The sequence below is a fragment of the Streptomyces sp. NPDC002619 genome (genome assembly GCF_042889305.1).
Classification (GTDB): Bacteria; Actinomycetota; Actinomycetes; order Streptomycetales; family Streptomycetaceae; genus Streptomyces.
On sequence record NZ_JBIAQV010000092.1, the window covers coordinates 1 to 11,506 of the forward strand.

At 68.2% G+C, this 11,506-nt stretch carries 9 protein-coding genes and 1 pseudogene; 6 read left to right on the top strand and 4 right to left on the bottom strand.

Annotated features, from left to right (window positions below):
- Nucleotides 1–576: 576 nt before the first annotated feature.
- From ACFYXB_RS44395 to ACFYXB_RS44405, 3 genes are all read right to left on the bottom strand, one after another.
- On the bottom strand, nt 577–2,076 hold the full coding sequence (locus tag ACFYXB_RS44395; RefSeq protein WP_389591090.1) for an FG-GAP repeat protein: 1,500 nt from the start codon (nt 2,074–2,076) through the stop codon (nt 577–579).
- A 57-nt stretch (nt 2,077–2,133) separates the two neighbouring features.
- On the bottom strand, nt 2,134–2,352 hold the full coding sequence (locus ACFYXB_RS44400; RefSeq protein WP_389591092.1) for a hypothetical protein: 219 nt from the start codon (nt 2,350–2,352) through the stop codon (nt 2,134–2,136).
- A 220-nt stretch (nt 2,353–2,572) separates the two neighbouring features.
- Entirely contained in the window at nt 2,573–3,478 is a 906-nt protein-coding gene (locus ACFYXB_RS44405; RefSeq protein ID WP_389591094.1) for a helix-turn-helix domain-containing protein, read from the bottom strand.
- 218 nt (nt 3,479–3,696) lie between these two features.
- Between ACFYXB_RS44405 and ACFYXB_RS44410 the strand changes: the two genes are divergently transcribed.
- The 6 genes and pseudogenes from ACFYXB_RS44410 to ACFYXB_RS44435 all read left to right on the top strand — a co-directional run bounded on the left by ACFYXB_RS44410 (nt 3,697) and on the right by ACFYXB_RS44435 (nt 10,648).
- Nucleotides 3,697–3,945 (top strand): hypothetical protein, encoded by a 249-nt coding sequence (locus ACFYXB_RS44410; protein ID WP_389591096.1) that lies wholly within the window; start codon nt 3,697–3,699, stop codon nt 3,943–3,945.
- Nucleotides 3,909–4,175 (top strand): LLM class flavin-dependent oxidoreductase, encoded by a 267-nt coding sequence (locus ACFYXB_RS44415; RefSeq protein WP_389591097.1) that lies wholly within the window; start codon nt 3,909–3,911, stop codon nt 4,173–4,175. Before ACFYXB_RS44410 ends, ACFYXB_RS44415 begins: the two co-directional genes overlap by 37 nt.
- 964 nt (nt 4,176–5,139) lie before the next feature.
- On the top strand, nt 5,140–7,140 hold the full coding sequence (locus ACFYXB_RS44420) for a SpoIIE family protein phosphatase (protein WP_389591099.1): 2,001 nt from the start codon (nt 5,140–5,142) through the stop codon (nt 7,138–7,140).
- An 8-nt stretch (nt 7,141–7,148) separates the two neighbouring features.
- Nucleotides 7,149–7,517: pseudogene (locus ACFYXB_RS44425) on the top strand (transposase); the annotation flags it as partial.
- A gap of 400 nt (nt 7,518–7,917) precedes the next feature.
- Nucleotides 7,918–8,424, top strand: a complete 507-nt coding sequence (locus ACFYXB_RS44430; RefSeq protein WP_351367511.1) for a SigE family RNA polymerase sigma factor — start codon at nt 7,918–7,920, stop codon at nt 8,422–8,424.
- Between the two features lie 499 nt (nt 8,425–8,923).
- Nucleotides 8,924–10,648, top strand: a complete 1,725-nt coding sequence (locus tag ACFYXB_RS44435; RefSeq protein WP_389591100.1) for a dolichyl-phosphate-mannose--protein mannosyltransferase — start codon at nt 8,924–8,926, stop codon at nt 10,646–10,648.
- 499 nt (nt 10,649–11,147) lie between these two features.
- Here the strand turns inward: ACFYXB_RS44435 and ACFYXB_RS44440 are convergent, their stop codons facing one another.
- A complete protein-coding gene (locus ACFYXB_RS44440; RefSeq protein WP_389591101.1) occupies nt 11,148–11,456 on the bottom strand; it encodes a hypothetical protein in 309 nt (102 codons plus the stop codon).
- Between the last annotated feature and the right edge of the window lie 50 nt (nt 11,457–11,506).

Consider the following 11,506-nt stretch of genomic DNA (forward strand, 5'->3'; position numbering starts at 1 on the left):
GCTGGAACTGCCTCTCGCCAGAGGGCTACGATCATGAAGGCGCCCAGCGTCGCTGAGCCATGTTTGGTAAGTGAAGGGCACCGAGACCTGGCCGCCGGCGCAGGCTCAACCCTCGGCGCGCAGGAGCGGCGCATGTGGGTTCTCCCGCAGGGTCGGTCCAGACAGTGGGGTGCCGGGCGGCCGACGGCATGACACCACCACCGGGTCCATGCGGGTAGATCCATGGAGTGAACAAGAAGTGACCTGCGCAGTCCTTACCTCGGCCTGACCAAGCCTCTCCGAAGTTCCGTGCTTCGTCGCAGAGTTGGGCTTCGCCCAGACGAACAACAACAGAGGCCGCTCCGCAGGGGAGGCGGCGCCCAACACAGCGACGAGAGCGAGCCATCGGCGACGGCGTGGGTACTGACCCTGGGTTCTCCGCATAGTGATATGCCCCTCCCCGATTCTTCCTGCATACGTGCCCGGGTGGCTTGGCCACGAGTTCTGACTGCGAGGTACCGCCAGGTCCGGTGGGACGGGAGAGCGGGCCCCCGGCCCCAGGGCGGGCGGCGTTGCTGTGAAGCTGTGGCGCGGCGGTTACGGGGCGAGGGTCTCGCCGAAGCGGGCGTCCGGGGACGGGGCATGGAGTTTGGCGCCGTTGAACCACCACGAGCCGCTGGTGGCCAGGCCGCTGCTGGTCCCGGAGAAGACCCAGGCGCCGCCGTCGTTCGTGTCCTCACCGGGGGCGCCGACGACCAGGCCGGCCCTGCGGTCCCGGTTGGCGTCGATGAGGCGGAGGGCGCTGCCGAACTGGTCGGCCTTCTCGGCGGTGCCGGGGACGGAGGAGATGTCCTGGCTGAGGGTGCGGATGCCCTTTGTGGTCAGGCCGGTGGCGGAGCCCCGGAAGATCCAGACAGTGCCCGCGTCGGTGGCCGTGCCGATGTCGTTGCCGGGGGCGGCGATGGCGGCGTCCGCGTAGCCGTCGCCGTTGATGTCTCCGACGCTGATGGCGCCGCCGAAGGCGTCGCCGATCTTGTTGACGCCGGGGACGCCGGAGGAGTTCTGGGTCCAGAACTGGCGGTTGGATCCGCTTGGGCCGCCTGGGCCGTTGGGCCCGCCGAACTGGACGAAGAAGACACCGGCGCCGGAGGGGTTGCCGCCGCTATCGCGCTCGGTGGGGGAGCCCACGACGAGGTCGGTGTAACCGTCCCTGTTGATGTCGCCGGAAGCGCCGACCGGGCCGCCGCCGGAAATCTCCGCGCCGTGCAAGCCGTCAGGCAGCCCATCGGGGCCACCGGGCAGGTACAGAGACATGCCATAGAGCTCCGCCGGGTAATAGCTGCTGGTTCCGAGCAGGACCAGGTCGTCGGCGCCGTCGTTGTTGTAGTCACCCGAGGTGAGGGCGGCGGGCTGGAAGTCGCCGGGCCCTTGCGAGGAGAACGAGGAGAGGGAGTCGGCGTCCGCGGATGTGCGCCGGGCGTCGATTGTGACCTCGAAAAAGTACGTCTGCATGGTGGTCTTGGTCAGGACGGCGAGTTGGGTGCCGGAGGCGCTGAACCGGCCGGTGGCCAGGCCCAGGGTAAATTGGTCGCCCTCCTTCGGGGTGTCGTCCTGAAGCCAGAGGCTGTCGGCGCCGTGCAGCCCGGTCCTCGAGCCGAACAGCACGGTTGCCGCGCCCGCGTCCGTGGCGGAGCCGATGTCCTTGCCGGGCATGCCGACGACGAGATCGGCATAGCCGTCGCCGTCCAGGTCACCGGACGCGGTCACCTTGCCGAAGTGGTCGTTGGTCTGGGCGAGACCTTGTATGCCGGGGGTGCTCAGGCTGAACGTCGCCCGCCGGGAGGCGGAGATGCCGCTGGCGGAGCCGTACAGGACGGCGACATACCCGGCGCCCTTCATGGCGCTGACGGTGCCGCCGGGGGCGGAGACGACGAGGTCGGGGTAGCCGTCGCCGTTGAAGTCGTCGTGAGCCACAGCCGTGGGGGCAGCTGAGGCGGGAGATGACGTCGCGGTGATCGTGGTGCCGATCGTCAGCAGGACGGTCGCGGCGGCCGTGGCGGATATCCGGCTTCTTCTGGTGAGTCGCTTACTACGCACGTGAAGGCTCCTGAGCTGATTGGTCCGGGTTCCGCGCGACGTACCTGGTCGCCCAACTCACCGCCACGCGCTTGCCCGGGAAAGATGGGTCGAACGTCCCTTTTCGCCCGCAATCGTCCTCCCGAGACCTGTGCTGGCGGCCAGGACAATTGCGAGTCTCTTGAGCACGGTTCGTTTCCTCCTTTCCGTCGTGATTTCGGTTTCGCAGTGAAACGGCTCGGGGTTTTCTCCAGCATCGGCAGAAGCGGATCGCCTGTCGTTGTCCGGCAGCGCCACGCAGTTGACGATACGGGCCGACCTGTTCGTGCAACCGTTGCGGACCGGCGCCGAGTTGGGAATTCCGTCCAGGAGGCGGCCTGCGAGTGACAGCTCGGTGGTTGCGGACAGCCCCCGGAAGGCAGGAAGCGTGGAAGGACGGCGCACCCTGAAGGGGCCCGGCAGCTTGACGCGGCCCAAAACGCCGGCCACGACGGTTTGATCCGCGAAACGGCTACCCTTACCCACCCTGTGCCACGCGCCGGAAGTCGCTGGGCGCCAGACCGTGCGCGGCGCGGAAGACGCGGCTGAAGTGTGCGGCGTCGCCGAATCCTCTGCGGGCGGCGATGGCCCGGATGGAGCGGTGGTTCTGGGCGGGGTCGGCCAGGTCGCGGCGACAGCGCTGCAGTCGGCGCTGACGTATCAAGTCGGCGACCGTCAGGCCCTCGTCCTGGAACAGGCGGTGCAGGTGGCGGGTGGAGATCCGGCAAGCGGCGGCTACCGTCGCGGGGGTGAGATCAGGATCCGCGAGGTGCTCCTCGATGAAGGAGCGGATGTTCAGGAGCAGGGTCTGGCGGTGGGCTTCTGGCGGTACCGTGCGCTCGGCGTCGAGGTGGTGAGCGCACAGGGATGTCAGGAGGTCGAGCGTGATGGTTGCGAGCCGGGGGCAGTCCGCCTCTGTATACCCGTCGGCACCGGTGACCAACTGGGTGAGGTAGCCGGCCAGGAGGGCGCCGAGCCCGTCGCGCGCGGACATGGGCACAGCGGTGAGGGAGCGGATCCGGTCTGCCGGCAGCGGCAGCAGCTCCCGGGGCAGTTGCACCAGGAGGCCCTCGACCGGGCCGGTGTCGGCGCTCGCCCATCCGTGCCAAGGGCGTGAGGTGTCGTAGACCGTCAGCTCCCCCGCTTTGCTTGTCGTGTCCTTGCCGCCCTGGATGATTCTGTGGCCCCCGCGGAGATTCAGCATCAGCTGGTACGCCTCGGGATCGGACCGCCGGATCAGATGCGCGGGCCGACGCGTCTCCAACGACGGATAGCTCAACTGGGAGACCTTCACCAGGCCGAGGTCCAGCAGCCGCATCCGCGCCTGGAAATCGGAGGCGTGATCACTGCGCAATGCATTGGGTACCAGCGTGTCCGCGGTCATCCTGCACCAGTAGTCGAAACGCTCCGCCGCGGACATGTGACTCGTCCGGAACTCCGCCACCATCACGATGGATCCCCCGACCGGTAGCAACGCATGCGTTCGCCCGACGTCTCTGCGAATCGCAACACAGGAACCGTTGCCCCCACTGCGGCGGCTCCGAAGGTGAGACTCGTTCCACCGTCCAACGGTTGTACGCCCCCGGCAATATGGGGCCGCCTGTGGCGCGAGTCGACCCGCTCGCGCTGCCCGTCGGCCGCTCCGGTGAGCGGACACTGCTCATCGACGGCCTCGGCCTGGACCTCCTCACCATCCAAGAACACCCATATCCGGCGGCGTTCGACAACACCTGGACGCTGCTCAGCTTCCCGGCCGCCCGGACGCAGAACGTCACGCTGGTCCGGTCAACTCACTGCCGCTGCGCCCACCGGCAGTGCCGGCGAAGGCCACCGCGACCCTGGACAGGCTGACCGTCTCCCGGGTCCAACTCGGCCCGGGCGCCGGGGCCTTCTGGGAAGCCATCGAGGCCATGAGCGGCCCGCGCCGTGAGCCCAAGGCCGCCGTCGACGCACTCGACGAGGCGATCACCGTCGTCCGCGCGATGTGGGGCGGCGAACGCAGCGTCCGGACCCCGGGCGCGCACTACTCCCTCGCCGGCGTCCACCCCGGCCCCGCGCCCAACCCGGGCCCAGGGATCTGACTGGGCTCATACGGGCCTCGCATGCCGGCCCTGACCGGGGCGAGGGCCGACGGCTGGCTTCCTCCGCACGCCCACCTCCCACTCGACGGGCTCTGCGGGTGCCGATAAAATATCCGCCCAATTCACGGCCCCGATCGCCGGTCTCCGGCCGTGCCTGCCCCTCGCCCCAATGTCCACACCTGTCCAGGGCGTCGGCGGCATCATGATTTGTCTGCCTCAAACGCTTCATCGCCCGCGACGTCTACAAGTACCTCACCCAACAACACACCCCACCACAGTCACTCATCCAGACCGCTTGACGGCCTAGGGGAGCTTCATCAACGAGGTCGGTCACAGACGACCGGGCCGCCTCCTGAACAGCCGGTCCATGTGACTCATAGCCGCGGCGCTGCGTGTACTGGTCGGCGTACGTGTACCGGCGCGTACAGGGCACCAGCTGGTCCGTGGATGGTGAGCGACACGCCCGTCGACGTCGTGGTGCGCACTCGTCCGATAGGTGCTTGTGCGTTGGCAACAAGCTCTCGCCATGAACTCGTGTGGTCAGGACATAGTCGCCGTCTCGTCTCCATTGCACGCTGGAAGGCGCTGGTCCCCGTGCACGCTGGAAGGTGGTCCCGAACGGTCCGGGGTCGGTGAAGCGAGGACGCTGATCGCGTGAATCCAGAACTCAGCGGGCGGTTCGGGCACCACTCCAATGAGATCTCTATCGGCAGGCTGTCCAGCGTGCCGCCCACTATGCCTATGACCCTCCGGAAGCGGGCACGAGCGCAGGCCACGCAGGCGCCGTTTCTTCTGTCCGGCGTCGCTGGTGACACAGGGGCCGAGTGCACCCAGCGCGCCGCCCCTTCGGCGTTCCAGCCGTGGGGCAGGTACCGCGGACGCTGGACAGCGCAACCTTGCCAGGCCTGACGGCGGACCTATTCGGGATGAATCTTCCTGCTCAACGATTGTCAAGGAGCGGCAGATGGCTGCCTCGGACGAACTCCTTCACAGGGCTGACCCGTCGGCTCTGCTGACTCTGGACGGTGTCATCAGCGGTCTCAACGCTGCGATGGCCACGGCGCTCAGCAGGCCGGCGGAGCAGTGCCTGGGACATGATTTCGGTGATCTATGGCCTGCAGGCGAGAGGATCTCGGCCAGGAGTCTCGTGATCCATGCCGCCACCGCGAAGACGGTCGCGATGCGGGTACTGAACTACCCCGGGCCGGGCGGAGCATCCGTTGCCTGCTTGTTCGAGGCGCGCCCGGTCAAGGATCCCGAAAGTGCCGAGCGCCTGGTATGGGTGCACGCGCTGAACGCGCGAAACGACCTGACCAGCCTATTGATCCCGTTCCGGCTGGCCACCGCAGCCGCCAACCTCGGCCTGTGGATGTATTCGTCCCATGACGACCGTCTGGAGTGGCTCGGCGGCTCACCCGCCGTGTCCGCGCTCTTCCCGGATCCCACTGCGGCCATGGCCCGCGTGACGTCGTCAGTCCACCCTGGTGACCAGGGAGCCTTCCGGCAGCTGGTGCGCTCGGCCTCCGCGCACTCCCCCTGGGTCAGTTTGCGGTACCTCACCAAGCATGAGGGCTGGCGCCAATTGGCCGCCCAGACCCGCCGGATCCAGTTGGGATATGGCGGCCCCGAGCGGATCTTCGGAATGGTCCGCGACGACACCAAGCAGGAGAAGCACAAGGAGAAGGCGCAGGCCGCGCTTACTGCCGAGCGACAGCGCGCCAAAGACATCGCCGACTTCTCCTCCGCCTTGATCACCGCAGCCACGGAGCAGGAACTGCAGCAGGTCGTCCTGACCCGGCTCGCCGCAACCTTCGGCGCCGCCGGCGCCCTGCTCGCGCTCGTCGACGAAGGCCGCCTGCGCGTCTCCACCGATGCCGGGATAGCCATGTGGGAAGTCGACGTCATGCACGGCATGTCGCTGGAACATCCGAGCCCGCTGCCCGAGGCGATCCGCACCGGCAAGTCGCACTTCATCCCCGACCGGGAGGATTACATCCGCCGCTGGCCACACGCGGCCCAATATCCGCACCTCGCCCGGCTCGGCCCCGACTACGCCACCTCCATCATGCCCCTCAGCGAGGCCGGCAACCAGCCCCTCGGGGCGTGGCTGGTGACCTACGGCAGCGGATACCGGCCGTCCCTGGACAAGCGGACCCTCATGGGTACGCTGGCCGACCTGGCAGGCCAGGCACTGAGGCGCATCAGGCTTCAGCAGGCACGAATCGAGCTGGCCACGGCGCTGCAGCAGACCATGCTCCCCACGCTGCCCGAGCACCTCGCGGGCCTGGAGGTCGCCGCCCGCTACCGACCCAGCCGCGACGGGCTGGACATCGGCGGAGACTGGTACGACGCCTTCATGATGCCCGACGGCACCGTCGCCATGGAGATCGGCGACGCCCAAGGGCACGACGTCGACGCCGCCGCAGCCATGGGACAAGTGCGCTCGTTCATGCGCGGGATCGCCGCCCACGAGGCGCATCCGGGAGCCGTGCTGACGCGCACCAACGAGCTGCTCGTCACGATGGGCGCGGCACGATTCGCCAGCTGCACCATGCTGCATATCGACCCGAGCGACGGACGGGTCACCGGCACCAGCGCCGGCCACGTGCCGTTGCTGTGCGCGCACAAGGACGGCAGCCACAGCATCCGCGAGCTGCCGGGCGGGCCGGTCCTGGGAGTCGTGCCCGACACCGACTACCGCGAGGAGACCTTCACCCTGGACGAAGACAGCACGCTGGTCATGGTCACCGACGGAGTGGTCGAAGGACCGGGCCTCACGCTGGACGCCGGACTCGAGCGGGCCGGAACACTGGCCGGCGCAGCCCTGCACAACGGACTGAGCGCCGAGGATGTTGCCGATCGAGTCCTCGACGCCGCGGTCGCGGTCGACCACCTCGACGACGTCGCCGTGCTGGTCATCCGCCGCGGAGAACGCAAAGTCCGGGGCCGTGGCTGGGCCGTATGAAGTCAGCCCGGCCGCAGGGTGGGGGCCGCCGCCGGCACGGTGACCGGGAGGTGCTGGCGGCGATCGTGTTCGTGGCGACGTCGGGGTGCACCTGGCAGCAGCTGCCGTCCGCCTCGTTCGGCCCGTCTGGTGCTACCGCTCACCGGCGGTTCACCGAGTGGAGCAAGGCCCGGGTGTGGGCCAAACTGCACCGCCTGGTCCTCGACGAGTTGGGATCTCGGGGCGCGCTGGACTGGACGCGGTGCGCGATCGACTCGGTGAACATGCGGGCCGGATGCCGACGCCTGCACCGACGCTACGAGCGCACAGCCAGCCACTTCCTGACCTTCACCAGCATCGCCTGCACTCTCCACTGTTACCGGCGATTGACCAAATGAGATGGCCGCTTGATACTGCCCTGCGCACCCAGGCCGAGGATGGCCCCACGGACGAGCGAGTGGTCGGAGTCGTTCGCGTCTCCGACACGACGGACGTGACGACAGCACCGCAACGGCAGCGCTCAAGCATCCTCAACACGTCCGCCGCCCGTGGATTGACGATCGTGGGCTGGACCGAGGACCTCGACGCGTCGGCGTCCAAGAAGGTCCAGATTACGTGTGTGATCCACACCACATGGTGTGGGTGCATAGCGGGGTAAGGGCCAGTGTCTTTCTTGAAGGTGTAGGGGCGTGTCCGCGGGCGTGCGGCGACGTACGTGGTCGATGACGCGTGCGCTGCCCTGCGGCCCCACGAGGCTGCGGCCGGCGTGCTCGGCAGGGAGGTAAGGGGGCGACGCTGATGGGGCAGTTGCGGGCCGATGAGTTCGACCGGTTCGTGGCAACTCGGTGGTCGGCGTTGCTTCACCTGGCGCGGCTGCTCACCGGCGGAGACCAGCACCGGGCGGAGGATCTGCTGCAGGAAGCGCTTGTCAAGCTGTGGTTTGCCTGGCCGAAGGTGGCCGAGCAGGCGCCCGAGGCGTATGTGCGCAGGATCCTGGCCCGTGCCGCGGCTCGCTCGGCACGGCGTCGCTGGTGGGGCGAGCACCCCGTGGACCAGCTGCCCGACCCGCCCGAGGCGGGAGACGAGATCGCGGCCGTGGACGAACGCACCCGGTTGGAGGCCATGCTGGCATTGCTGTCAGCGCGACAGCGGGCTGCGGTGGTACTGCGCTACTACCAGGACCTGCCCGAGCAGCACGTCGCGGAAGTGCTGGGGTGTCCTGTGGGTACCGCCCGCTCACTCACGGCACGCGGCGTTGCACGGTTACGGCAGCTCATGGCTGAGGCAGTCAAGCCGGTCGAGTGAAGAAGGAGCCATGGATCACTTCGAGCAGGAGCTGGCACGCATGATGCGTGACAGCCGGGAGGACACGCCCTACGAGGGCCGGCACCAACACCGCCTGCAGGCCGGCGTTCGCGCCCGACAGCGGGCCCGGACGGCCTGGATGGCCACCGGATCCGTGCTGACCATTGCCGGACTTGGAGTCGGACTGATGGTCCTGGCAAGCTTTTTCGCTCAGGGTGGATCCACTGGTCCTCAGCCCCGCCCCGTCACCTCTGCCGAGTCGATCCCGATGCCGTCGACGGCCCGCCATGCCTCGACTGCCAATGGGGTGCCGATGCCCTACCGCCCCTCAATGCGCGGGCCGGGACCGACGCCGAAACGGACGTCAACCAGGTAGCGCCTTGGCCAGGTTCCAGCGGTCCCGATCAGTGAGGCCTGACCGAGCCGGCGTGACCACCACCGACCACCGGGCGGCTGATCCCCGCGTGTCCTGCTCTCCACAAGTCAGAAAGCTCACCACGTGATCCATGAGCGCGCGCCCGCGTTTGTCGACGAGCCACGGAAGGCAGCTAACAGCCGGCCGATCTCCTGGGAGCGGCGGCTGCGCCGCTTCGGGCACGTCGAGCGCCCGCGTACGTCCGTGCGCGACCGTCTGGTCGTGCCGTTTCCCAAACCCGGGTCACGGCTGTGGCGCATGCTCGGGCTGTCACCGGTAGCGGCGTGCCGGCTGGCGCGCTGGTCGGGTTGGGGCGGGCCGCTGCTGGTGGCGCTCCTCGCCGGGCTGCCGCGCTTTTGGCGTCTGGGCAGCCCGCGGGCGGTCGTGTTCGACGAGACGTACTACGCCAAGGACGCCTGGTCCTTGCTGCGGCTCGGCTACGAGAGCACCTGGCCGGACCGCAAGATCTCCGACCCGCAGATCCTGGCCCATCCCCAGGTGATCCCGCTCTCCGATGCCGGGGCCTTCGTCGCGCACCCGCCGACGGGCAAGTGGGTGATCGCCCTCGGCGAGTGGATGTTCGGCCTCAGCCCGTTCGGCTGGCGCTTCATGATGGCGGCCTTCGGCACGCTGTCGGTGCTGATGCTGTGCCGAATAGGACGACGCCTGTTCCGTTCGACACTGCTGGGCTGCCTGGCCGGAGCTCTGATGGCGGTGGACGGTCTGCACTTCGTGATGAGCCGCAACGCTCTGCTCGACCTCGTCGTCATGTTCTTCGTACTGGCGGCGTTCGGATGCCTGCTCATCGACCGGGACAGTGCGCGGGCCCGGCTCGCGGAAGCCTTGCCGGTCGACGAGGACGGCCGGGTACGCCCGGATGGACGCACCGGTGACCATGCCGGGACGGGAGTGCGTCCTTGGCGGCTCGCAGCTGGCTTCTTCCTGGGACTGGCGGCCTCAACCAAATGGAACGGCCTGTACTTCCTCGCCTTCTTCGTGGTCCTTACCCTGCTGTGGGACGTCGATGCTCGCCGCGTAGCGGGGGCGCACCGCCCCTACCGCGCGGTGCTGCGCAAGGACCTCGGCTGGTCAGTGCTGTCCCTCGTTCCGGTCGCCGTCGTGACGTATCTGGCCACATGGACCGGCTGGTTCCTGTCCGACAACGGCTACGGACGCCACTGGGCGGACGGCCGCGGCGGCACATGGTCGTGGATCCCGGCGCCGCTCCGCAGCCTGTGGCACTACGAGTACGGCGTCTACCGGTTCAATGTGGGGCTGCACACTCCCCACAAGTACGAGTCGAACCCCTGGAGCTGGCTGGTCCTCGGCCGCCCTGTGCTGTTCTACTACGAGTCGCCAAAACCCGGTACAGACGGCTGCAACACAGCGGCCGACTGCTCACAGACGATCCTCGCCCTGGGAACACCGCTCCTGTGGTGGTCGGCATGCTGCGCACTCGTGTACCTGCTCTACCGATGGGCGCTGCGCCGTGACTGGCGCTGCGGCGCCATCCTTTGTGCGGTGGGTGCCGGCTACCTGCCCTGGTTCCTCTACCAGGACCGCACGATCTTCTCCTTCTACGCGGTCGTCTTCGTGCCGTACCTGAGCCTGGCCGTGACGATGATGCTGGGAGCCCTGCTAGGTCCGCCGGGAGCGGCTGGCAAACGCCGCATACGAGGTTCGGTGGCCGCAAGCGTACTTGTCCTGCTCATTGCCTGGAACTTCATCTATTTCTTCCCGATCTACACGGGGCAGACGATCCCGTACACCGGCTGGCACGCGAGGATGTGGCTCGACACCTGGATCTGACTTGCGGCGATGAGCCTCTGCGGTCGTCCGGACAGCGCCATCGTCCATGGGCGTCGCCTGTCGTTGTCGCTGGGTCGTTGTCACCCTCGGACGGCCCAGAGACGGCCCAGGCTGTCGCCTCCAAGCGCGCCGTTCGTGGCACAGGAGGCACCGCCCGGTGACCCCCCTTACTCGCCATCGGCCCGTGCCGATGCCCGCGGCGGCGTCGCGGACGCACCCGTGGTCGGGGCTGAACAGTTCCGCGAGAGCGGTGATGGTGTCCGCGCGGCGTCGGCTGAAGATCCCCACCCTGTCCTCCCCTTGCCCAAGTCGGCACCGATCCTGTCGTGCAACTCCCTGAAGGCGCCCCGATCGCACATCCGCTGTGCCGCGGCCGTGAAGCTCCGAGAGACATGCCCTTGGGAGGCCAGCAACCTGGTTGCACAGGTGCGGCTGTAGCCGCACAGCAGCGGTACGGGAAGAGCCCTCCCTGTCTGGCTGCGCCGCGACAGGTCGATGGTCAGGCCTGAGCGCCCGCGGCGGTGTCCTCACGGCGATCAGTGATGGTGAACTCCATCCAGTCGATGCCGACGACGCTGAACCTGGCACCGACGTTGGCGGACGCGATGCCTGTGAACTCGTGATGTGCGCCTGATTCGGGGTTGAGGAGACCCCACGGTGTGGCAATCGTCCAGGCCCGCTGGAGAGTGGTCAGCAGTGCCTGCTCTGGGGTGGAGCAGGCGAGCGGGGAGACGAGCCGCAAGTCGGCAAGCTCTGGGAACTTCCAGGGGCCTTCCCCCGTGAAGGTGGGCACGCGGTTATTGATCACGCGGCGAGCGTGAGTTTAGCGGTGTGGTGTCGGTGTTCGTATTCGTTGGG

What these genes read in the sequence shown, in the direction of transcription:
- ACFYXB_RS44405 (WP_389591094.1), bottom strand. Translation starts at nt 3,478, where the DNA reads ATGACCGCGGACACGCTGGTACCCAATGCATTGCGCAGTGATCACGCC.
- ACFYXB_RS44420 (WP_389591099.1), top strand. Translation starts at nt 5,140, where the DNA reads ATGGCTGCCTCGGACGAACTCCTTCACAGGGCTGACCCGTCGGCTCTG.
- ACFYXB_RS44430 (WP_351367511.1), top strand. Translation starts at nt 7,918, where the DNA reads ATGGGGCAGTTGCGGGCCGATGAGTTCGACCGGTTCGTGGCAACTCGG.